15 protein-coding genes are annotated in these 22,431 nt (G+C 69.3%); 12 read left to right on the top strand and 3 right to left on the bottom strand.

Annotated features, from left to right (window positions below; all coding sequences use genetic code 11):
• Positions 1-597 (bottom strand): hypothetical protein, encoded by a 597-nt coding sequence (locus BKH32_RS00975; RefSeq protein ID WP_075248215.1) that lies wholly within the window; start codon positions 595-597, stop codon positions 1-3.
• A 169-nt stretch (positions 598-766) separates the two neighbouring features.
• Here BKH32_RS00975 and BKH32_RS00970 point away from each other — a divergent pair, with 169 nt between their 5' ends.
• Positions 767-1,639 carry a MerR family transcriptional regulator gene (locus BKH32_RS00970; protein WP_081376642.1) on the top strand — a complete coding sequence of 291 codons (873 nt, stop codon included), beginning with the start codon at positions 767-769 and terminating at the stop codon, positions 1,637-1,639.
• Between the two features lie 119 nt (positions 1,640-1,758).
• Here the strand turns inward: BKH32_RS00970 and BKH32_RS00965 are convergent, their stop codons facing one another.
• On the bottom strand, positions 1,759-3,459 hold the full coding sequence (locus BKH32_RS00965; protein WP_075248214.1) for a DUF349 domain-containing protein: 1,701 nt from the start codon (positions 3,457-3,459) through the stop codon (positions 1,759-1,761).
• A 294-nt stretch (positions 3,460-3,753) separates the two neighbouring features.
• Between BKH32_RS00965 and BKH32_RS00960 the strand changes: the two genes are divergently transcribed.
• The 7 genes from BKH32_RS00960 to BKH32_RS00930 all read left to right on the top strand — a co-directional run bounded on the left by BKH32_RS00960 (position 3,754) and on the right by BKH32_RS00930 (position 12,802).
• On the top strand, positions 3,754-5,367 hold the full coding sequence (locus BKH32_RS00960; RefSeq protein ID WP_075248213.1) for an ABC-F family ATP-binding cassette domain-containing protein: 1,614 nt from the start codon (positions 3,754-3,756) through the stop codon (positions 5,365-5,367).
• A gap of 80 nt (positions 5,368-5,447) precedes the next feature.
• Complete coding sequence (locus BKH32_RS00955) at positions 5,448-6,263, top strand: MBL fold metallo-hydrolase (RefSeq protein ID WP_075248212.1); 816 nt, start codon at positions 5,448-5,450, stop codon at positions 6,261-6,263.
• A gap of 51 nt (positions 6,264-6,314) precedes the next feature.
• On the top strand, positions 6,315-7,760 hold the full coding sequence (hisS, locus tag BKH32_RS00950; protein WP_075248211.1) for a histidine--tRNA ligase: 1,446 nt from the start codon (positions 6,315-6,317) through the stop codon (positions 7,758-7,760).
• Positions 7,757-9,553: a dynamin family protein gene (locus BKH32_RS00945; protein WP_075248210.1), complete on the top strand. Its 1,797-nt coding sequence runs from the start codon at positions 7,757-7,759 to the stop codon at positions 9,551-9,553. Before hisS ends, BKH32_RS00945 begins: the two co-directional genes overlap by 4 nt.
• Positions 9,550-11,250: a GTPase family protein gene (locus tag BKH32_RS00940; RefSeq protein ID WP_075248209.1), complete on the top strand. Its 1,701-nt coding sequence runs from the start codon at positions 9,550-9,552 to the stop codon at positions 11,248-11,250. Before BKH32_RS00945 ends, BKH32_RS00940 begins: the two co-directional genes overlap by 4 nt.
• An 81-nt stretch (positions 11,251-11,331) precedes the next feature.
• The gene (locus BKH32_RS00935) at positions 11,332-11,952 is read left to right on the top strand and encodes a CopG family transcriptional regulator (RefSeq protein WP_075248208.1); all 621 of its coding nucleotides are present in this window, start codon (positions 11,332-11,334) and stop codon (positions 11,950-11,952) included.
• Positions 11,953-12,067: 115 nt separating this feature from the next.
• Positions 12,068-12,802: a DUF4097 family beta strand repeat-containing protein gene (locus BKH32_RS00930; RefSeq protein WP_075248207.1), complete on the top strand. Its 735-nt coding sequence runs from the start codon at positions 12,068-12,070 to the stop codon at positions 12,800-12,802.
• A 96-nt stretch (positions 12,803-12,898) separates the two neighbouring features.
• On the opposite strand, the gene BKH32_RS00925 is transcribed toward BKH32_RS00930, so the two are convergent.
• A complete protein-coding gene (locus BKH32_RS00925) occupies positions 12,899-15,499 on the bottom strand; it encodes a DEAD/DEAH box helicase (RefSeq protein WP_075248206.1) in 2,601 nt (866 codons plus the stop codon).
• A gap of 814 nt (positions 15,500-16,313) precedes the next feature.
• Here BKH32_RS00925 and BKH32_RS14610 point away from each other — a divergent pair.
• The 4 genes from BKH32_RS14610 to BKH32_RS00905 all read left to right on the top strand — a co-directional run bounded on the left by BKH32_RS14610 (position 16,314) and on the right by BKH32_RS00905 (position 22,391).
• Positions 16,314-18,782, top strand: coding sequence for a hypothetical protein (locus BKH32_RS14610; RefSeq protein WP_075248205.1), 2,469 nt, complete (start codon positions 16,314-16,316; stop codon positions 18,780-18,782).
• A gap of 178 nt (positions 18,783-18,960) precedes the next feature.
• The gene (locus BKH32_RS00915; RefSeq protein WP_075248204.1) at positions 18,961-19,653 is read left to right on the top strand and encodes a DNA-directed RNA polymerase II; all 693 of its coding nucleotides are present in this window, start codon (positions 18,961-18,963) and stop codon (positions 19,651-19,653) included.
• Positions 19,654-19,759: 106 nt separating this feature from the next.
• Positions 19,760-21,577: an aspartate--tRNA ligase gene (aspS, locus tag BKH32_RS00910; protein WP_075248203.1), complete on the top strand. Its 1,818-nt coding sequence runs from the start codon at positions 19,760-19,762 to the stop codon at positions 21,575-21,577.
• A 46-nt stretch (positions 21,578-21,623) separates the two neighbouring features.
• Positions 21,624-22,391 carry an alpha/beta fold hydrolase gene (locus BKH32_RS00905; RefSeq protein ID WP_075248202.1) on the top strand — a complete coding sequence of 256 codons (768 nt, stop codon included), beginning with the start codon at positions 21,624-21,626 and terminating at the stop codon, positions 22,389-22,391.
• Positions 22,392-22,431: the final 40 nt, after the last annotated feature.

The following is a 22,431-nucleotide window of genomic DNA, read 5'->3' as shown; positions in this document are numbered from 1 at the left end:
CTACGACGCGCCGGCCATGACCTCCTCGATGATGTGCTGCGCCCGCGGGCAGCCTCTGCTGGCAGCCCCGCGGCAGTGGTTGAGCGTGAGCAGGAGACGGACTCGGCTCACTCCGTGATCGCGGGCCGCCATGATGGCCTGCACTGCCTGCACCGGTGGCCCCAGACGGGCGATGTCGACGGCGGCCCGGGCGATCGTGGCGCAGGTGATACCACCGATCACGGTCGTGTCGCAGTGGGGCAGCCTGCCTCGTCTGGTCACCAGGTAGGGCAGTCGACTTCGACGGCCTCCGGGCAGGCTCACCTCCAGGGAATCGGGCGGGGGCCCGCCGACGTGCACCCACAGGGCGGTGCTCGCCAGAAGCACACCCCGGCAGGGCAGCGCAGCGGCAATGGCCCGCATACGTCCCTCGGTCGAGCGCAGAGTGTCGGCCGGTTGCAGGTTGCCCAGGATGTTGACCAGCAACCGGGTGTCGAGCCCGGCGCACCTGAGTACCTCCATGTCCTGGGGCGGAAGCGTGCCCAGGACGGGGGAGAGTGGGCGGGCGGACAGGTGGGCCACGGCGGCGTGGCCGGGTACTGGGACGAAATGAGTCATATGCCATCGTGGACGTCAACCGGCCGCCGGCGCCATAGTGAACCGGCCGCCTGTGGATAACCTCGTGGTGACCGCGAGGAGTTGACCCTCACGTGGCGGGAGGCTCCACGGTGGACGGCACGCGCGAGGGCACCTGCCTGCCGGAGCGAGTACTGAGGAAGGAGACAGGGTGAAGGATTCTCAGCAGCGTCATGCGGGAGTCGGGAGGCGTGGCACGGCAGCCGGGACCGCGGTTGACGCCGTGTCCAAAGATGCGGACATCGCCATGACGGTCGGTGAGGTCTCAACGCTTCTGGGCGTCAGTGTCCGGGCGCTGCACCACTGGGACGAGACCGGTCTGGTGCATCCATCCCGACGCAGTGCCGCCGGCTACCGGCTCTACGGCGAGGCGGACATCATGCGCCTCCAGCAGGTCCTCGTCTACCGGCAGACCGGCATGAACCTGACCGATATCAAGACGGTCCTTGATGAGCCGGGTGCTGACGCGATCACGCACCTGCGCCGTCAGCGCGAGCTGCTGCAAGGACAGGTCTCCCGCCTGCAGCAGATGCTCACCGCCATCGACACGATCCTGGAGATGCAGCAGCTGGGGGGCAGGCTCTCCCTGGCTGAGACGGCGGAGATCTGGGGGACCGACTGGGACCCTGTTTATCTCGAGGAGGCCCGTGCCCGGTGGGGTGACACGGAGGAGTGGGCCGAGTCGGCCCGGCGCAAGGCCCGGATGTCGCGCGCCGACTGGGAGCAGGCGCACGAGGAGACTGTCACTCTGGAGACCGCGCTTGCCGAGGCGATGCGCAGCGGCGTCGAACCGGGCAGCCCCGAGGCCAATGCCCTGGCGCGGTGGCACCGCAAGGATCTCAACCGGTGGTTCGAGGTCTCCCCCTCCAAGCAGGTCATCATCGCCCGCAGCTATGTGGCGGACGAACGTTATGCCCGCTACTACGACAAGCGTGCACCGGGCCTGGCGGCCTGGCTCAAGGACGTCATCGACGTCTGCGCCAGGTCCGAGGGAGTGGATCCCGCGACCGCCACCTGGGAGTAGCGGAGCTCCGGACCCGGGACGCCAGGACGAGACGTGAGGCGGGAATCGACACCGGTGGGTGGTGTCGACCCCGCCTCAGGTGCTCCTTCAGTCTCAGAGCTGAGCGGAATGTGCTCGGCTCAGGCCTTGGCCGAGCGCAGCACCTGCTCGAGCCAGGCCCGGCGAGCCGTCAGTGCGGCCTCGGCCTCGGCGATCTTCTTGGCGTCACCGGCGGCCTGGGCGGCAGCCAGGTCCTTCTCCAGCCCGGCGATCGCGTCCTGGAGCTGACCGGCCAGGCCCTCGGCGCGGGCCTTGGTCTCCGGGTCGGTGCGGCGCCACTCGGCGTTCTCGGCCTCACGGATCGCGTCCTCGACGGCGCGCATGCGGCCCTCAATGCGACGCACGGCGCCGCGCGGGACCCGCCCGGCCTCCTCCCAGGCGTCCTGAATGGGGCGCAGGGCCTTCTTGGCGGCCTTGATGTCCTTGATGGGCAGAAGCGCCTCGGCCTTGGCCACCAGCGCCTCCTTGACCTTGAGGTTCTCGGCGAACTCGGCGTCGACGGCCTCGTCCTTGGCACGGCGGGCGTCGTAGAAGACCTGCTGGGCGGCCCGGAAACGGGCCCACAGGGCGTCGTCCTCCTTGCGGGAGGCGCGTCCGGCCTTCTTCCACTCGGCCAGCAGGTCACGGTACTTCGCGGAGGTTCCGGCCCAGTCGGTGGAGGTCTGCATCTCCTCGGCGCGCTTGATGAGCGCCTCCTTGGCGGCCCGCACCTGCGCCTGCTTGGCGTCCAGCTCGCTGAAGAACTGGCGGCGGTGACGGTCGAAGGTGGTGCGCGCGTGGGAGAAGCGCTTCCACAACCCGTCCTCGGTGGGACGGTCCAGGCGCGGCCCACGCCGCTGCGCAGCCTTCCAGGACTCGAGCAGCTCACGCAGCTCGGCACCGGAGTTCTTCCACTGCGTGCGAGCCGGGTCCTGCTCGGCAATGGCCTCAGCGCGCTCGACGATCGCCGTGCGCTCCTTGAGGGCCTGCTCCTTGGCGGCCGCGCGCTCGGCGGAGACGGCCTCGCGCCGCTCGGCGGCCACGGTCTTGAGCGCGGCGAAACGGGCCCTCAGCCCCTCCAGATCGCCGACGGCGGCCGGCTCGGTCAGGGACTCGGTGATCGACGACAGGGTCGAGTCGATCTCACGGACGCTGAGCTGAGGCAGACGGGTTGCGAACAGGTCGATGGTCGCCTTGAGGTCCAGGTAGCGGCGCACGTAGAAGGCCATGGCCTCGGCGATCGGAGCATCGGGGAACTGGCCGACCTCGCGCTCGGCGCCGTCGTCCTGGACGTAGACCCGGCCCTCACCGTCCACGCGCCCCCACTTGGCGGCGTCCATGGCCTCCTGCGGGTCGACAGCCGGCTCGGCGGGCGCCGTGGAAGCCGCCGCGGGGGCGGGAACCTCGGTCGGGGTCGGCGTGGCGTCCTCCGGGGTGGCCTCGGCGGCCTGAACCTTCTCTGTCGGCTGCTCGGTCTGGGCGGGCTCCTTGGAGGCGGGGGATGCTGGCTCGTCAGAGGACGTCGCTGTGGGCTGCTCGACGCGCTGGTCCGCGGGCTCGCCGGGCGCGGGCTCCTTGGAGGACTCGATGTCGGCCTGTGTCTGTGGGGTGCTGGTCTCCGCTGACGCAACGGCCTCAACCGCGGGATCGGCGGGGGATGCGTCGGCCGTTGGTACCTGCTCCGTCGGGCTGGGCGCTGCCGACTCGTTCAGGTCGGTCGGCTGGATGGTCTGCTCAGCCTCGGGCTGGTTGTCAGACCGGTTGTCGGGCTGGTTCCGCTCAGTCACGGGATGCTCCTTCATGGGTTGACGGGGAGGGAGCGGCGTGACCGCTCCGTTCCGTTCGCGCCCGGCTGTCAAGCCGGGTGGTGGTGAGGTGCTGTCGGAGGACGGCAGTGCCGAAAGTCTACGTTCCCGCCGGCAGCATTCACCATCCTTCGCCCCACTGATTTCAGTTGATTCGTTGAGCGCCGATGCCCCTCACGAGCGGGCCGGTGTCGGTTCCCCAGGCCTCGTCGACGGCTGGCGCTGTTAGCATGTGACCATGCTCGCGTGACTCGCCCCTGTGCCCCCACCGCCTCATGCCAAGGACGAGTCATGCCTGCGATCAGTTTCTCCCATGTCAGCTTCTCCTACACCTCCGCCCCCTTGCTGGAGAGCATCAACCTTACGGTCTCCGATGACGAACGCGTCTGCGTCGTCGGCCCCAACGGATCGGGGAAGTCCACGCTCCTGCGCCTGGCCACCGGCGAGCTGTCGCCTGACCACGGGACTGTCAGCATTCCCGAGCAGCATGGCCCGCCGGCGGCCGACTCGGAGGAGTCGACTGCCACGTCGATCGAGGGCTACCTCGACGCCGTCTGCGCTGAGACCCTGGAAGCGCTTGATCGTTTCGAGCGCATGAGCGAGGCCATTGCCCAGGCCGGAGCTGAAACCGGCTCCCTCGCCGAGGAGTACGACTCGTTGCTGACCCGGCTTGAGTCGCTCGACGCCTGGAACCTGCCGGCTCGACGGGCTGAGGCGCTCGCCGGGCTGGGACTGGGGCGCGTGGATACAGGCCGCCTCGTCTCCTCCCTGTCGCCGGGCCAACGGGGGAGGCTGGAGATCGCCGCTCTGCTTCTTTCAGCCGGTCAGGCGCTGGTGCTCGACGAGCCCACCAACCACCTGGATGCCGGTGGCAGTAGCTACCTGAGCGAGATGATGGCGTCATGGCCCGGACCGGTCCTGTTCTCCTCTCACGATCGTGCCTTCATTGACGAGGTGGCCACCGCCGTCGTCGACCTCGACACAGCGCCGTGGCAGGCGCTCGCCACCGCCTCCGGGGACAGCGGCCCCATGGGTGCCTACCGGTGCGCGGGGCGATACAGCGACTACCTCGTGGAGAAGGCGCACGCCAGGTCGTCCCACCACAGTCTTCACCAGCGGCAGCAGGAGCAGCGGCGCAAGCTCGCGCGTCACCGTCGCGACTCCGAGATCGTTGGGCACAGCGGGGCAGCGCCCCGGACCGAGGCCCGCATAGCCCGGAAGTTCTACGCCGACCGCGCCCAGCGCGTCTCCACCCGGCGCCAGACGCAGGACGACCGTCGGCTGGAGGCGCTCGCCAGTACCGAGGTGCGCAGGCCCCGCTCCTACGACCTGCAGCTGGGCCTGACTGAACCGGCGCCGCGAACAGGGATGGCGGTATCGGCCCGGTCGGCTGCCGTACCCGGGCGCCTTGCACCGGTCACGGTCGACGTCATGACGGGCGAGCACCTGCTGGTCACCGGCGCCAATGGGAGCGGGAAGTCCACGCTTCTGACCTGGATGGGTAGGCGGTCAGCACCCACGGAGGACTCCGTCGGCAGCCTCACGGTATCCGGCTCGGTGTTCTGGATACCCCAGCACCTGCCGCGTCTCGGCGACCCTGGGGTGGATGAGGACGTGTGGACCGAGGGGATCGGGGACCGTGGCCGGGGGGCTCTGCACCCGCGCCTGTGGAACCGTCCCATCAGCGAGCTCTCCGACGGCAACCAGCGCCGCGTCCAGCTGGCCCTGGCCGCTGCTGCTGGGCCCGAGGTGCTCGTCGTCGACGAGCCCACGAACTACCTGGACCTGGACGCCCTCGAGATGCTCGAAGCCGCCCTGAGGACATGGACGGGCACGCTCATCGTGGCCAGCCACGACCGCTGGCTCATTGGGCACTGGTGGGGGAGGAGGCTTCACCTTCGGTGAGTCAGTCGGGTCCTGTGGACCTGGGCAGCGCTTTTACCGAATTGACACTGCTCCCAGGTGACCCAAGTAGGGTGGGAGGCATGATCTTGGAGCGCACCATCGCACCCGTGTTCGCAGCCAACTGCTACGTCCTGGCCGCAGGCCCGGGCGAGCCCGCCCTCGTCGTCGACCCCGGAGCCGGCTCCGTGCGGGGCGCCATGGCCCTGCTTCGCTCCCATCGGCTCACCCTGAGCGCCATCCTGCTCACCCACGGTCACGCCGACCACGTGTGGGACAGCCAGGCGCTCATTGAGGCCGCCCACGCCGAGGGCCTGCTCACCAGTGACGACGCCGTCGACGTGCCGGTCTACATCCCCGAGCGCGACCGCTACCGGCTCGAGGAGCCCGACATCACCACCGGTATCAGCGCCAACGGCATGAGCTTCACCGACATGGCAGGCAGCGAGTGGAAGCAGCCCGCCGACATCCGTCTCTTCCCGGCAGACGGCTTCTCCCAGGCCATTGAGCTGGTCCCCGGCATCGCGCTGCGCGCGGTCCCCGCTCCGGGGCACTCGGAGGGCTCCGCGCTGTTCTTCTTCGAGGCCCGCCTGGCCGACAACGCCCTGCTCTACGAGGCCGAGGTCATCGAGGACGATCCCTCCGCCGTTGACGAGGAGCACACCTACCTCATGGCACTCGACGGGGACGTCATCTTCAAGGGATCCGTGGGACGCACCGATCTGCCCGGCGGGGACCAGGTGCAGATGCTCGCCACCCTGCGCTTCCTGGCCAACGCCGTCGACCCGGCCACCATCCTGCTGCCCGGGCACGGTGCAGTGACCACCATGGAGCACGAGCACCACGGCAACCCCTACCTCGCCGAGGCCAAGATCCGTGGGGGAGACCTCAAGGCCTGATGGCGGCAGGGCCCGACGGCGACGCGCAGGCTCACTGCCCGTCATGACACAATGCGGACCATGGCACAGGTACGACAAGCTCTCTCCTCACTGTCCGGCTTCCCCGAGTGGCTCCCCGCGGGCCACATCGTCGAGCAGTACTTCGTCGACATCCTGCGCCGCACCTTCGAGCTCCACGGCTTCAGCGGCATCCAGACCCGCGCCGTCGAGCCGCTGAGCGAGCTGACGAGGAAGGGTGAGACCTCCAAGGAGGTCTACCTGCTCAGCCGCCTTCAGGCCGATCCCGCCGACGCCGAGTCCGAGACGGATCCGCGCAAGCAGCTGGGGCTCCACTTCGACCTGACCGTCCCCTTCGCCCGCTACGTCGTGGACAATGCCGGGCTGCTGACCTTCCCGTTCAAGCGCTACCAGATTCAGAAGGTCTGGCGCGGGGAGCGGCCCCAGGAAGGGCGTTTCCGCGAGTTCATCCAGGCCGATATCGACATCGTCGGTGACGGTGCTCTGCCGCTCCACCACGACGTCGAGGTCCCCCTCATCATGCATGAGGCGCTCAGCTCCCTGCCGGTTCCCGCGGTCACCATCCACGTCTCCAACCGCAAGGTCGCTCAGGGCTTCTACCAGTCGATCGGTATCGACCCGGACCGGCTCATCGAGGTCCTGCGCGTGGTCGACAAGCTCGACAAGATCGGCCCCGAGAAGGTGGCCGCCGAGCTCACCCAGAGCGTCGGCGTCAGCGCGCAGCAGGCGGCGCAGGCCCTCAGGCTCGCCACCATCACCGGCACCGATGGCAAGGACGTCTCCGATCAGGTCCTGCGGGCGCTGGCCGGCGCCGAGCCCACCGAGCTCCTCAACAAGGGCCTGGCCGAGCTGACCGTCCTGCTTGAGGCCACCGGACGCCGCCGCCCCGGCGCCGTCATCGCCGACCTCAAGATCGCTCGCGGGCTGGACTACTACACCGGCACGGTCTACGAGTCCTTCATGGCCGGTCACGAGGACCTCGGTTCAGTGTGCTCCGGGGGCCGCTACGACTCCCTGGCCACCAACGGCAAGCGCACCTTCCCCGGTGTGGGCATCTCCATCGGCCTGTCCCGGCTCCTGGCCCGCGTCATCGGTGAGGGGCTCGTGGAGGTCAGCCGCTCCGTGCCCACGGCGGTGCTCGTGGCCGTCACCGACGAGGCCCACCGCTGCGCCTCCGACGCCATCGCCGACACGCTGCGCGCCCGCGGCATCAGCGCCGACGTGGCCCCCAGCGCCGCCAAGTTCGGCAAGCAGATCAAGGCCGCGGACAAACGATCCATCCCCTTCGTGTGGTTCCCCGGCGCCGACGGAGCCCCCGACTCGGTCAAGGACATCCGCTCCGGCGAGCAGGTCGAGGCCGACGCCGCCACCTGGCAGCCGCCCACCGCCGACGCCGCCCCACGGATCACCGTCAGCCCGGCTGCGGCCTGCTCGCAGGCCGGTGGCCAGGACGGCAGTGAGGTCGACCCAGCCTCATGACCCACAGCCGGAGCGAGTCCAGCAGCACGCACCACGTCCAGCAGGCGACCAGGGCACTGTCCGCCCTCCGGGACAGCCTGACGGCCCTGTCCATGCCCTACGTCCTTCAAGGAACCGCTGCCGCCTCGGACAAGGCCACGCTCATCCGCGACCAGCTCGGCGACTACATCCTTCCCCGCCTGGCCAGCCTGGACGCCCCGCTGCTGGCCGTGGTCGGCGGCTCGACCGGGGCCGGCAAGTCGACCCTCGTGTCCTCACTGGTTCGCCGGCACGTGGCCAGGGCCTCCGCGATCCGCCCCACCACGCGACGCCCCCTGCTGCTGCACGCACCGACCGACGCCGCCTGGTTCGACACCGACCGGGTCCTGGGCTCCCTGTCGCGCATGCGCGTGGACGCCGACGCTCCGGCGAGCCCGGCCACCGACCACACGCCCAGAGAGCTCGAGCTGCGGGCCTGCGACGGTCTCCCCGAGGGACTGGCGATCGTGGACGCGCCCGATGTCGACTCCGTGGTCGAGGACAACCGGGACCTGGCCGCCACGCTCCTGGCCGGGGCGGATCTGTGGATCTTCGTCACCACGGCGGCGCGCTACGCCGACGCCGTCCCCTGGGAGCACCTGCGGGCCGCGGCAGAGCGGCACATCACGGCCGCCATCGTCCTGGACCGCGTACCGCAGGGCGCGCAGATCGAGGTGGAGGCTGACCTGCGGCGCCGGCTCGTGGAGGCGAACCTGGCTGAGGCGCCCGTTTTCACGATTCCCGAGACCGCTCTGGACGACGACGGATTCCTGCCCGAGTCCTGCGTGTCGCCGCTGCGTCAGTGGCTGGGGGCGCTGGCCTCCGACGCGGCCGCTCGCCAGGACGTGGCGCACCGCAGCCTGACCGGTGCCATTGGCTCCCTCCTGGCGCAGAGCGAGCTGCTCGCCGTCGAGCTGGGCTCCCAGGAGGCCGAGTACGCCGAGCTGCGTCGAGCAGCCACCTCCGAGCACGATGACGCTCTGGAACGCGTCATCGAGGCCACCGAGGACGGTTCCATGCTGCACGGTGAGGTGCTGGCCCGCTGGCAGGAGTTCGTGGGCACCGGGGACCTGTTCCGGTCCTTGGAGGTGCAGGTGGGGCGGGTCCGTGACCGCGTCACGTCGCTTCTGCGGGGACGTCCGGCCCCGGCCAAGCGCGTTGAGCAGGCGATCGGCTCCTCCCTGGTCGAGCTCCTGGTCGCCGAGTCCCAACGGGCCTGTCTGGCCACGGAACGCTCCTGGAGGCGGGCCGGCACCTCCCAGCAGGCGCTGAACCGGGCCCTGGCGGAGGTCCCCAGCCAGACCGGCCTGGAGGTCGTCGCCGCGGCCCTCGTCCACGACTGGCAGCGTCAGGTGCTCACACTCGTTCGAGCCGAGGGCTCCGACAAGCGCCTCACTGCCCGCCTGCTGTCCCTGGGCGTCAACGGCGCCGGAGTCGTCCTCATGATCCTCGTCTTCGCTCACACCGGCGGACTGACCGGGGGAGAGGTGGGTATCGCGGGCGGCACCGCCATCCTGGCCCAGCGCGTTCTGGAGGCCGTCTTCGGAGACCAGGCGATGCGCGGCATGACCAAGCGGGCCCGGGAGGACCTCAGTGAGCGTGCCACGGCTCTGTTCGCCAACCAGGCGAAGTGCTTCACCGACGCTCTTCCGCTGCCCACCCCCAGCGCGGACACGCTGCGAGAACAGCTCCAGGCCTGCCAGGAGGCGGCCACGTCGTTGCGCGCTCTGCCGGCTGCCCGCGGCCGCCGGACGGCCGGGAGGAGGGTCAGGTGACGACCGACCGCCCCGGCACGTCAGACCTTCCGCTGGTTCTTGAGGACCTGGCCAGGGCCGTCGACCTGGGCGAGCAGCTCGGTCTGGGCGAAGAGCTCACCCGGGCCCGGGACGTCCTCACCCAGGCCTCCCACCGTCGGCGTCTGGCGCCGCAGACCACGGTGGCGGCCCTTCTCGGAGCAACCGGGTCGGGCAAGTCCAGCCTCGCCAACGCCCTGACCGGCTCCGAGGTGTCCCGCACCGCCCGCACCCGTCCGACAACCACCCAGCCCCTCGCCATCGTCCCGGACACGGCTGCTGAGGCCACTGAGCTGCTGGACTGGCTCGCCATCAGCCACCGGGTGCGCGTCGACGGCGGCTGGGCCTTGGGCGAGACCACGGTGCTGGTCGATCTGCCCGACATCGACTCCGACGAGCCCGCGCACCGGGCCATCGCCCAGCGCATGGCGGGCAAGGTCGACGTCCTGGTATGGGTCCTCGATCCTGAGAAGTACGCCGACGGCGTCGTTCATCGAGATTTCCTCATTCCTATGGCGGCGCACGCCGAGGTCATGGTCGTCGCCCTCAACCAGGTGGATCGGCTCGACCCTGAGGGCCGGGACGCAGTGCTCACCGACCTCAGAAGGATTCTGGAGAGGGAGGGGCTTGGCGCCGTTTCGGTGATTCCCGTCAGTGCCCGCACCGGACAGGGCATTGAGACCCTGGCGCACGCCGTGGCCTCGGTCGCCTCGAACCGGCTGGCCGGTGCTCGAAGCCTCGTCGCCCACGCCCGGCGCGCAGCCAGTGACATGGGGCAGCGGATGGGGATCATCGCTCCATCTGCTTCACTCGCCGGTGCGCCGGACCCGGCCGCTCAACAGGCACCGCAGGTGCGTCACTGCCTCCATGCGCTCCGGCAGGCGGCTGCGAGCCTCGCCGGAGTCGACATCGTCTCACAGGCGCTCGAAGCATCGGACCGTCACCGGGCCCATGCCCGAGTCGGTTGGTTCTGGCTGCGATGGATCGCGCACCTGCGACGCGACCCGCTCCGAGCCCTTCACCTGGGAACCGGGCGCCCACCGACCCCCAAGGCCGCGAAGGCCGAACAATCCGACGGCGCCACGGGCCCCGGCGTCATCGACCTGAGCTCCCTGCCCCCCGCTGGGCCTGCGGCAACGGGCAGGCTGCGCAGCAGTGCTCACGTCTACGCCGTGGCGGCCTGCTCCGCTCTGCCCGGTGACCTGGCCGCCCAGGCTGTTCTGCGCAGTGACGAGCGCGCCGAGAGGCTTGCCGAGCCTCTGGAACTGGCTGTGGCCCAGGTGGACTACGGGGCGTGGAAGCGCCCGGCCTGGTGGGGGCTCGCCAACGTACTGCAGTGGGTGACCGCACTGACGGCACTCATCGGTGGGCTGTGGCTCGTGGCGATTCACGTCCTGGAGGACTATCTCCTGCTCATCAGCATCGACGTCCCTCGCTGGGGGACAGTCCCCTGGCCCACCATCCTCCTGCTCGGAGGTCTGCTGATCGGGCTGGTCCTGGCGGGGCTGGGAACGTTCCTGGCCCGCCTTCAGGCCAGGCGTCACAGCAGGCGGATCATTGAGAGCTTGCGCCGGGCCACCGACGAGGTCATCGACGTCGAGCTCGTTGAGCCGCTCAGGACCGAGACACAGGGATGGGCCGAGCTCACGCGGATTCTGGAGCGAATCACCTCTGGGTGACACCATTGACTCGCGCTGAATGATGTCATGATGGCATTACGGTCTCTGGACAGGCGTGGTTAATGGTGTCAGCATGGTGTCATGCGTTTGGATGCCTACACCGAGACCTTGCGCCGGACCCTCGTGGAGATCTCGTCCCTGGGCGACGAGCGGACTCAGGAGGTAGCCCACTCTCTGACGGCTGCGCTCGATCCGGCTCTACGACTCGTCACTCTGCAGATGCTCGCGGATACCGTCGATGAGCTCAACGGTGAGCTCGACGGCGTACACGTCGCCGTTGTGATGGACGGCTCGACCCCTCATCTCCTGGTCAATCAGGCAACGCCGTTGAACCAGGACGCAGAAGCCGTCGGTGTGCCGGTGCAGAACACTTCTCAAGTGTCTCAGGAACCCATGGCCCAGGAAGGTAACGAGGTTCGCACCACACTGCGCCTGCCCGAGTCCCTCAAGCAGCAGATCGACGTCGCAGCCCGCGCCCAGGGGCGCTCGGTCAACGCCTGGCTCGTCGAGGCGGCTCGCAGCGCGCTGGCCGGACAGGAGTCGCCGTCAGGCTCATGGAGCTCAGCGGGTACCTGGACCGCTGGCACCGGGACCGCTCATGGCGCCAGTGAGCTCGACGGCGCCGGAAATCGCTCCGGCCGGCCCACTGGCCCGACAGGGCGGCAGACCTCGGGGGTGACGCTCACTGGGTGGTTCGGCTGACCCGTACCGCCGCATCGTCTGCCACTGACCTACGCATCCCCGTTGTCCCACTCGTCCGCCGCCCGATCCTGTCGTGGCGGAGCGCGCAGATACCCGGAACCCGAGGAGAACTCCAATGCCGATCTGGACCTTCGACCTTCCCGATGACGCCCAGCCGAACCTCATCCTGGACCTGTCCTCCCTGAGCGTGGTGACTGCGCCGGGGGCTGGGCGCTCGATCACTGTCGAGGCTGATGAGCCTCTGGAACCGCTTCTGGATGTCACTGCTGACGGCGCCATGGTGACCATCCGTCAGATCGCGCTCGTGGGGCGTGAGCGTTTCGCTGGTATCTGGCCGTGGGGTCCGGAGACATCTCGTGTGCGTGTGACGGTGCCCGACCGCACCCGCCTTGATGCCAGTATTGATGCCGGATCGATCAGTGCGGAGCACCGGTGGGAGCAGGTGCGGGTGCGTACCTCGGCAGGGTCCATCCGACTGGGTGACTGCGTGAGTGCCCAGGTGCACGCCGACGCCGGTTCCATCGTCATCGGCACGCTCCATGATGGAAGTGTGAGGGCCCAGGCCGGCTCGGTGCGCATCCGCTCCACGACCGGCACGGTGTCGGCTCACACGGAGGCCGGCTCCGTCAAGGTCCTTGAGGCGTATGAAGGATTCCTGGACCTGTCCAGTCAGCTGGGCACTGTGTCGGTGGGAGTACCCGAGGGGACTGCGGTTCTGGCCGACTGCCATTCCGAGTTCGGCCGGGTGTCCACTGACCTGCCTCGTCAGCGCAACCCTGAGTCGCTTGAACGACGTCTCGAGCTACGGGCTCGCGCCCAGATGGGGACCATCCGGATCCGTCGAGCCTGATCGGCCACCAGCGCGACGATCACCGTCGGCAGCACGGGCTGGGGCGACAACTCATGTTGTCGCCCCAGCCCGTCGTGTCAGCGAGTAGCAGGGTACTCAGCGGTCGCCGCGCCCTCCGCGGAAGCCACCCCGGTGGCCGCCGAAGCGGTTCTGGTTGCGCTCGCCGTAGCCACGGCGGTCATCCTGGTAACCGTCACGGTCGTAACCGCGACCGCCCCGGTCCTCTCGCCGACCGCGGAAGCCGTCCCGGTCGCCACGGCGCTCCTCCCAACGACGGGTGTCACGGCGCTCCGAGCGGTCGTAGCCGCCCCTGCCGCGCCCGTCCCGGTCCTTCCAACCGCGCTCGCCGTCATCACGGCGGGGACGGAAGCCACGGTCCGACCGCTCGCCGCGCTCACCGCGGTCCTTGTTGTCTCTGCGGTCCTCCCAGTCGCGCCGCTTGGGACGACGCTCTGCTCCGTTGGGGCCGGACCAGCCGTGCCCCGGCCCCTCGTCGGGACGGATCCGCAGCTCACGGCCGGCAAAGGTCGCCCGCCCCATGACGCTCAGCTGCTCGGGGCTGAGGTCGGCGTAGATCGTGACCAGGGAGAAGGACTGAAGGATGTCGATCTTGCCGATGTCAGAGCCCTCGATCCCGCCTTCGTTGGCCAGGGCCCCCACGATCGCTCCGGGAAGGACCCGGTCCCGGTGGCCCACCTCCACGCGGTAGACGGTCCCGGGGCCCTCGTGCTCTCGGCGCCCTGAACGGTTGACTGAACGGCGTCCCTCGCCGCGGTCTGCCCGCTCGCCACGACGGTTCTTCTCGCGCCCGCCCTCGAAGGAGGCCGACAGGAAGGTTCCCTCGGAGTCGAGGTTCTCCTCCCTGCGGGCGCGCTGGGGGCGCTCACCGCCACGCTCCTCACGCCTGCGCGGTCCCTCGTCACCCACGGCCAGGGCCAGCAGCGTGGCCGCCAGCTCCTCGACGTCGATGTCCAGCTCCTGGGCGGCTCCGGCGACCAGCGGCAGGTACATGTCCAGACGGCCGCGCTGGTGGCGGGCCGCCGCCTTGGACAGGAGCTTGCGGGCGCGGTGCTCGGAGACGTCCGCGGGGGAGGGCAGGGTGATCTCCTCCAGACGGCTTCCGGTGAGGCGCTCGATCTGGCGGAGCTTGCCCTTCTCCTTGGGGGTCAGGAAGGTGACGGCCTCGCCGTGGCGGCCGGCGCGGCCCGTACGGCCGATGCGGTGCACGTAGGCCTCGGCCTCGCGGGGCACGTCGAAGTTGACGACCAGGCCGATGCGGTCCACGTCCAGCCCGCGGGCTGCCACGTCGGTGGCCACCAGCACGTCGAGGGTGCCGGCGCGCAGCCTCTCCACCAGGCGCTCGCGCTCGCGCTGGGGCACGTCACCGGAGATGGCGGCGGCCTGGATGCCCCGGCCCGCCAGCTCGATGGCGACGTCCTCGGCTGTGGACTTGGTACGCACGAAGACGATGGCCGCCTCGGCGTCGGTGACGGCCAGGACCCGGGAGACGGCGCCGATCTTGTGACGGAAGGGGACCACCGCGTAGGTCTGGTGGACGGTGGCGACGGTGGAGGCCGGCCTGGAGACCTCGATCTGAACAGGCTCGTGAAGGTGCTGACGCGCCACGGCCTGGATGGCCGGAGGCATCGTCGCTGAGAACAGGGCGGTGCGCCGATCGGCGGGAAGGGACTGAGCAATCGTCTCCACGTCCTCGGCGAAGCCCATGCGCAGCATCTCGTCGGCCTCGTCCAGGACGAAGTAGCGCACGTCGTCGAGCTGGAGCGCGCCCTTGTCAATGAGGTCGATGACGCGGCCGGGAGTGCCGACGACGACCTGGGCGCCGCCCTTGAGCGCACCGATCTGGGGGCCGTATGGGGCACCGCCGTAGACGGCCACCACCTCCAGGCCACGGGAGCGGGCGGCCATATCGGTGATGGCCTCGGCGCTCTGGAGCGCGAGCTCGCGGGTGGGGGCCAGGACGAGCGCCTGAACCACGTTGTCTCGGGAGTCGACGGCGTCGAGCAGCGGCAGCCCGAAGGCCGCCGTCTTGCCGGTTCCGGTCTGGGCCACGCCGACGACGTCACGGCCGGCCAGCAGAACCGGGATCGCCTCCTTCTGGATGGCGGTGGGGGTCACAAAACCCATGTCGGTGACGGCCTTGAGCAGGTCCCCGGGAAGCCCCAGGTCGGCGAAGGTGATCTCCTCATCCTCCTGGGCGGTCTTCATCTCGTTCTTGTCCCGGTTGCGCGGGGAGGCGGTGTGCTCGGCGTCGCGCTGGTGGCCGTCAGAAGCAGTGTCGGAATCAGCATCGGTGTCGATGAAGGGGGTGTGACCGTCGACCTCGTCCTCATCGATGTCGACGCCGTCGTCCTCATCGGAGTCGTCGATCCCGTCCTCCGGGTCGGCCTCGGGAAGGTCTCGGTCGACGTCGTCCGCCTCGTCGTCGTGGTCGACGTCCTCAGGGTCCTCGGGGGAGTCGGAGGAGGCGGGAGTGGCGAAGTCCTCGGGGGAGGAGGTGGTGTCGTCGCCGTGGTGCGGCGCGGCGACGACACCGTCCTCGTCGTTCCTGGCCGGGCCGGCCTGCTCGCCGCCGGAGAGCTCGGCGGAGAAGAGCGCATCGAGGCTGAGGGGGCCGTTGCTGTCGGCGCCCTGAGCGTCGGAGGCGCCGGGCGCGGTGCTGCTGGAGGAGGTAGTCATGAAGTTTTCCCATATCTGTCCCCATGAAGATGGAGGGGACCGCGGCGGAGTGTGGGGGAGGACCTTTTGTCCTCCACTCTTTGCCGTACCTGGCCCACCACACTCGCCCCGCACCCGGACTGGCCGGGTGACTCATGGGCTAACACGCACAGACTCACGGGATGCTCGTGCCGCACACCGGGTGCGGCAGGACCCGAACGGGGTCAACAGGGCACGGATCGCTCCTGTGCTCAGGCTACGGGAGAATCGGCGGCGCCCCGCACTCCACGGGCCGGATCACAGGTGAGGTCGGTCTCGCGGCATGCTTCGAGGGCTCCGCGGATCACGCCTTGCAACGGACACCATGTCCTGCCGCAGGGACTCGATGCTCACGAGTGGGGCCGGGGCTGTCAGCGACGGGGGCGCCTGAGCGCGCTCCCGCGTGTGGCCGTCGCGTCGGTACGAGGCGCGCTGCAGGGGCCGGATCTGCTGCGCAAATAAAACCGTGACACAAAAGAAATCTTGGCTACAAAGCGATCACGTACCCCAATTTATCGTTACCAATGCTCGAGTTTCCTCAAGGCTCCCGGTTCTGAATGGTCTCAACCCGACCGGTTGACGGGTTACCGCTGTGTATACTTAAACCGGAATCGACAACGCGGACGATGTTTTCGGGTGATAGCGGATTCTTAGAAGGGAGGCGTCCGTCTATCATCGTTCGCGAAAGGCAGTCGCGCCTGCTTCATGGTGCGTCCTTTCCTCGTGCATCTCGGTTGTCAGCCATTTGCTGTACGAGTAAGTCCATCTGCCCCCCGCCCATGAACGAGACCACGTCATGCAATACGCTCAGCGGCTGCTTGCCGCCCTCCCTTCCACCAGGGCTGGCCTGCGCACGATTCTTGCTGTTCTGACAGCCTTCGGCATTGTTCTGGCCACCGCCGGTGTGGCCGCCATGCCCCTCCTGAACGGAGGCAGAGCCGTTGAGGACTCCGAGAACGGCTCGGCCTGCCACCCGGCAGCCAGAATGGTCTACCCCGAGGGACAGTCGGCGCCCGAGTACGTGGTGCCGGTCTATGAGGCCGAGTACGGCGTCGATTCGATCCTGTCGGACTGGTGCGGTACCGCAGGGGAGGTCCTGGAGAACCCCACCATCACGCTCAACGTCGTCGAGGGCAAGACCATCACCCCCTACCTGCTCCCCGGCATCAAGGCCGAGCTCGAGCGCCCGGCTCCCACCAACGGCGAGCAGAAGGTGTTCATCCCGACTAACTATCTCGTCAAGGGCGTGCGTCAGGTCACCGGGGACAGTGGCTGGGAGGTCGGCACGAAGATCTTCAGCCTCACCTACACCAGCGGAACGGTGAGCGCGACCACGGGCCTGTTCTCCTTCGTCAAGCAGGACCCTGGCGCCATCGACCCTCCTTCTCCGAAGCCCACGCCGGAGCCCACGACCGGGCCCAGTGCTGAGCCATCGGAGAAACCGGGCTCCGAGCTGCCCACGGAACCACTCCCGCAGCCGACGGCCGAGCTGACCACGGAACCAATCCCGCAGCCGACGGCCGAGCCCAAGCCGGAACCGACTCCCGAGCCGTCAGCCGCGCCCACCGCAGAGCCGACCCCTGAGGCCACGACTGAACCGTCGCCGGCACCCTCGGTGTCTCCCACACCCACACCGTCACCGACTCCCTCTGCGGCGCCCAGCCCGTCGGCCAGTCCTTCCACGACTGCCTCGCCCAGCTCATCGCCCTCGCCTTCCCAGTCTCCCAAGCCCGAGCCGACTGCCTCCGCTCAGCCGAGCGCCTCCCCGAGCGCCACCGTCAAGACGTGCCAGGTCAAGCCCACCGTCCAGGTGCTCAGCTCCGATGGCTCCGACCCCCAGGGGAGCGAACCCGCCTACGACCCGGAGACCGCAGTCAGGGTCCGGGGTACGGGCTGGTGCTCGCAGGGGACGATGCTCGACGGCGAGAAGCCGGTCGAGATCAAGGTCGCGGCCTACGGTGGGTACGTGGTTCCGGGAACGCTCTCGGTTCCCGTCACCTTCCATCACGGGTCCTTCGACGCCCAGCTCAACCTGTCAGCCCTCTACTCCGGGGGGAAAGTCGACAAGGGGCGCTACTACCTTCAGCTCTCGCCCATCGATTCCGGGTTGACGGCCGCTACCAACGTCTTCGCCCTCAACAAGGCCGTCGCTCCGCAACCCAAGCCGGAGCCGTCCCCCGCGCCGAGCCCCGCTCCTACTGCGACCGCGGAGCCCTCGGCCACTGCGCAGCCCACCAGCGAACCCGCACCGGAGCCGACTGGTTCACCCACCAGCCCTGCTCCCACGCCCTCCGCTGCACCGTCGTCGGAGCCCTCCGCCTCGGCCGCCCCCTCGGCCCGTCCCTCCGAGACGGCGTCTCCGGCTCCCGCGCCGCACACCACCGGCCCCGATCAGAACACTCAGAGGCCGAACCCGGATGGCGGCGGACGCCCTGGAACGGGCAACGCCCCGGGCAACAACCCAGATGGCAGCCCGGGCTCCGGTGCAGGTTCAGGTACAGACACGGGCGCAGGCGGCCAGGGCGACTCCTCCGCGCCACAGGCACCCGATGCCGGATCAGACTCCCGCTCCTCGACCTCGCAGGACGGCTCCGACCCTGATCAGGCCAACGCTGGGGCGGTGCCCGCCCCGAATGCCGGAGGCTCAGGAGCTGAACGCCCCCATGCCTCGGAAGACTCCGCGGCCTCGGCGAAGAACTCACCTGAGGCTGACGCGTCCTCTCAGCGCACCGTCCGTCCCGACCGTAGCCCGGTGGCCCCAGTGAGCAGCGCTGCGCACCTGAACGCGGACAACGCCGGCTCGCTGTCCGGCTCCCGCCAGGGCAACATCGTCAACCTCGTCCTGCCCAAGTCCAAGGTGCAGTCGGGCGAGTGGGTCTCGGTGTTCGTCTTCCCCGGAGCCACCACCAAGGGCTGGGTGCAGGTTGACGATGCCAACAGCGTCTCCATCGATATCTCAACATTCGACTCCGGCTCCTACGAGCTGGCAGTGGCCGATCGTGACAACGGCCTCCTGGGGTGGGCGAAGCTGGAGATCTCCTCCGCCTCCTTCGATCCTCGCAATCCGGCACAGGCTCAGCTGCTGACCTTCCCGGACAAGGCGGCCGCGCACACCAAGGGGCTCAGTGCCAACGACGTGCTTCTGGGGAGCGCTGGGGGACTGCTGGTCGTCGGCGCCGTGAGCCTGCTGGTCGCCGCGTTCTCAGGGATGCCGCTGCGCGTACCACGGACCTCCCCGCAGCTGCGGCTGCCGCGCAGGCACTGAGACGGTGCAGTAGGAGAGCGTCAATGACATCGTCAAGGGGCCAGAGCACGCGGCCGTGGAAAGGAGGTGGGAGCAGATGATCCGGACATCCCGGACGACCGAGCGCATACGGCTCGATCGGCTTCCTGCGCCGGCTCGGCATTGGACCGGTTTCCAGTGTCTCCGGAGATCACCGCGGATGCTCGTCATCGTCTGCTCCGTCCTCCTCGCCTCCCTGGCGGCGCTGGTCTCCACCAGTCCCGTCGCCAGGGCGGACACCAAGACCGGTCCCTCCACCACAGGAACCGCCTCAACGGTCAGTCCCTCGACAGTCGCCGTCGGAGGAACGATCATGTACACGCTCTCGGGATTTCCCAGTGGCGTGACGGTCCAGGTCCTCGTCGACGACGGCGCGCTGGTCGCCTCGCGCCCCTCAGAGTCTGAGGTGGTCACCACGATCACCGTCAAGAAGGACGGCACCGCCGCAGGCTCCTTCGAGCTTCCCGAGTACGTCGAGCAGGGAAACCACTGGCTGCGATTCCGGGTCTTCGGGGCGCAGGGGGAGAGCGGCCAGGAGGGCAACGCGGCGGACTACACCAACAAGAGCCCCTACTTCACAGTATCGGGTGTCACGGTCATTGGCGGGTCCGCCCCTCCCACCGTTCCGCCGGCTCCGACGCCGCCACCCCGTCAGGTCGCGGCCATGGGACGGTCCAACGGAACCGCGGCCTCCGGCATCCAAGCCGTCGGGCCAGGTGGTGAGTCGACCGGTTTTCCGATCATCGGTGCCTCCATCCTCGCGCTCAGCGTGATCCTGGTGGTCCTGTCGGTACTCGTGGCGATCAACCGTCGCAGGATGGCGGCCTACCAACGTCGTCGGGCCATGGCCTGAGGACTGAGAGCCGAGCTCCTTGTAAACTGCCGCCGGCGCCCACCCGTCTCGTGGTGCGCCCCGACGGGCACCGGTTCAGTGCCCCACACGGAAGGAACTCAGCACCGTGCTGCGAACCCGTACCGCAGGCTCCCTGCGCGCCTCAGACGTCGGCCAGGTCGTGACCCTCACCGGATGGGTGGATCGGCGCCGTGACCACGGAGGCGTGGCCTTCATCGACTTGCGGGACGCCTCGGGGATCGCCCAGGTCGTCATCCGCGAGGAGATCGCCCACGACCTGCGCGCCGAGTACGTCCTGGCCGTCACCGGGGAGGTGAGTGCCAGGCCCGAGGGCAACGCCAACCCGAACCTTCCCACCGGCGAGATCGAGGTCGTCGTCTCCGACGTCGAGATCCTCAACACCTCCGCGCCTCTGCCCTTCCAGGTCTCCGACCACGCCGAGGACGCCGGACAGGTCGGTGAGGAGGCGCGCCTGCGCTACCGCTACCTCGACCTGCGGCGCAGCGCCATGCAGCACGCCATCCGCCTGCGCGCCAAGGTCAGTCAGGCCGCCCGCAGGGTCCTGGACTCCCACGACTTCGTGGAGATCGAGACCCCCACCCTGACCCGCTCCACCCCGGAGGGAGCCCGCGACTTCCTGGTGCCCGCCCGGCTGGCACCGGGTTCCTGGTACGCCCTGCCCCAGAGCCCGCAGCTGTTCAAGCAGCTCCTCATGGTCGCAGGCATGGAGCGCTACTACCAGATCGCCCGCTGCTACCGGGATGAGGACTTCCGCGCCGACCGCCAGCCCGAGTTCACCCAGCTCGACGTGGAGATGAGCTTCGTCGAGCAGGACGACGTCATCGCCGTCGCCGAGGACGTGCTGCGCGAGGTGTGGGCGCTTATCGACTACGAGCTGCCCACGCCCATCGCCCGCATGACCTACCGCGACGCCATGGAGAGGTACGGCTCGGACAAGCCCGACCTGCGCTTCGGCTGTGAGCTGGTGGACCTGACCGACTACTTCAAGGACACCACCTTCCGGGTCTTCCAGAACCCCTACGTGGGTGCCGTCGTCATGCCCGGCGGGGCCTCCCAGTCCCGACGCACCTTCGACGCCTGGCAGGAGTGGGCCAAGCAGCGCGGCGCCAAGGGCCTGGCCTATGTCACCGTCGCCGAGGACGGGACCCTCGGCGGGCCCGTCGCCAAGAACATCACCGACGCCGAGCGGGCGGGCCTGGCCCAGGCCGCCGGGGCCGAGCCCGGCGACTGCATCTTCTTCGCAGCCGGGCCCGTGGACTCCTCGCGCGCCCTGCTGGGCGCCGCCCGCCTGGAGATCGGCAAGCGCTGCGGCCTCATCAATGACGACGAGTGGTCCTTCGTCTGGGTCGTGGACGCACCCCTGTTCAAACCCTCCGCCGAGGCCAGGGCCGACGGCGACGTGGCCCTGGGCAAGTCCGCCTGGACCGCGGTCCACCACGCCTTCACCTCGCCCAAGCCCGAGTGCCTGGAGACCTTCGACACCGACCCGGGAGGCGCCCTGGCCTACGCCTACGACATCGTGTGCAACGGCAACGAGATCGGTGGCGGCTCCATCCGTATCCATCGCAGCGACGTCCAGGAGCGCGTCTTCAACGTCATGGGGATCGGCGAGCAGGAGGCCCAGGAGAAGTTCGGCTTCCTGCTGGACGCCTTCAAGTTCGGAGCCCCGCCGCACGGCGGCATCGCCTTCGGCTGGGACCGCATCGTCTCCCTGCTGACCCGGGCCGACTCCATCCGCGACGTCATCGCCTTCCCCAAGTCCGGTGGCGGCTTCGACCCGCTGACCGAGGCGCCCGCCCCGATCACGCCCGAGCAGCGCAAGGAGGCCGGGGTCGACGCCGTCCCGGACAACGAGTCCGGCTCTGCGGCGCAGGGCAAAGCGGACGGGATGAAGCAGAGCTGAGTTCGCCGGTCGCGTCCGCTCATCGCCTACACTCGATGATGTGACGATGCTTGCGCTGCACGAGTGGGGCGATCCGGCGGATCCGCCGCTGCTCTTAGTCCACGGCCTGACCGAATCGGCTACCGCCTGGCCCGACGCCGTAGCCCGCTGGTCCTCCCGGTATCACGTCCTGGCGATCGATCAGCGGGGGCACGGGGCTTCCCCGCGGTGGGACGACGAGACCCTGGCCCGGGCGCCGCAGACCATGCAAGAGGACCTTGAGAAGACACTGGTCCTGTTCTCGGAGCCGCCGGTCGTCGTGGCGCACAGTCTGGGAGGGCTCATGTCGCTGCGGGTGAGCGTCGCCCGGCCCGAGCTCGTTCGGGCACTGGTCCTGGAGGACGCCGCGCGTCCCACCGGGCACTGGGCCCCGGCCCCCTGGTTCGTGGAGCACCAGGAGCGCTTCCTGGACGCCTTCGCCGACGGCGGCGCGGCCGAGCGGGAACGCATGAGGCTCGAGACCTCATGGAGCGAATCCGAGATCGAGGGCTGGGCAGCGTGCAAGAGGCAGGTCGACCGCCGTTACATCCGCGAGGGCACCTATCTCGGCGAGGCCGACCTCATCAGCGCGATCAACCGGCTGAGGACGCCGACGCTCTACCTAGCACCCCGCCGCGGCAACATGGCTCCTGACCCCTCTGAGGTGACCAATCCGCTTGTGCGCCTGGTGCTGCTCGACGGCGTCGGCCACTGCGTGCGGCGGGACGCCCCGGAGGCCTACCACGGGCTGGTCGATCCCTTCATCGAGGAAGTCTTCGCCGGTACCGGCCGGTGACCCGCCCCTGTCTTGCTCCGTCCCCGCGCACGGCGGGGCA

This window comes from Actinomyces oris (assembly GCF_001929375.1).
Taxonomy (GTDB): domain Bacteria; phylum Actinomycetota; class Actinomycetes; order Actinomycetales; family Actinomycetaceae; genus Actinomyces; species Actinomyces oris_B.
This window is presented reverse-complemented; position numbering and strand designations above follow the sequence as displayed.

What these genes read in the sequence shown, in the direction of transcription:
- BKH32_RS00975 (WP_075248215.1), bottom strand. Translation starts at nt 597, where the DNA reads ATGACTCATTTCGTCCCAGTACCCGGCCACGCCGCCGTGGCCCACCTG.
- BKH32_RS00965 (WP_075248214.1), bottom strand. Translation starts at nt 3,459, where the DNA reads ATGAAGGAGCATCCCGTGACTGAGCGGAACCAGCCCGACAACCGGTCT.
- BKH32_RS00960 (WP_075248213.1), top strand. Translation starts at nt 3,754, where the DNA reads ATGCCTGCGATCAGTTTCTCCCATGTCAGCTTCTCCTACACCTCCGCC.
- BKH32_RS00955 (WP_075248212.1), top strand. Translation starts at nt 5,448, where the DNA reads ATGATCTTGGAGCGCACCATCGCACCCGTGTTCGCAGCCAACTGCTAC.
- hisS (WP_075248211.1), top strand. Translation starts at nt 6,315, where the DNA reads ATGCGGACCATGGCACAGGTACGACAAGCTCTCTCCTCACTGTCCGGC.
- BKH32_RS00945 (WP_075248210.1), top strand. Translation starts at nt 7,757, where the DNA reads ATGACCCACAGCCGGAGCGAGTCCAGCAGCACGCACCACGTCCAGCAG.
- BKH32_RS00935 (WP_075248208.1), top strand. Translation starts at nt 11,332, where the DNA reads ATGCGTTTGGATGCCTACACCGAGACCTTGCGCCGGACCCTCGTGGAG.
- BKH32_RS00930 (WP_075248207.1), top strand. Translation starts at nt 12,068, where the DNA reads ATGCCGATCTGGACCTTCGACCTTCCCGATGACGCCCAGCCGAACCTC.
- BKH32_RS00925 (WP_075248206.1), bottom strand. Translation starts at nt 15,499, where the DNA reads ATGACTACCTCCTCCAGCAGCACCGCGCCCGGCGCCTCCGACGCTCAG.
- BKH32_RS14610 (WP_075248205.1), top strand. Translation starts at nt 16,314, where the DNA reads ATGCAATACGCTCAGCGGCTGCTTGCCGCCCTCCCTTCCACCAGGGCT.
- BKH32_RS00915 (WP_075248204.1), top strand. Translation starts at nt 18,961, where the DNA reads ATGCTCGTCATCGTCTGCTCCGTCCTCCTCGCCTCCCTGGCGGCGCTG.
- BKH32_RS00905 (WP_075248202.1), top strand. Translation starts at nt 21,624, where the DNA reads ATGCTTGCGCTGCACGAGTGGGGCGATCCGGCGGATCCGCCGCTGCTC.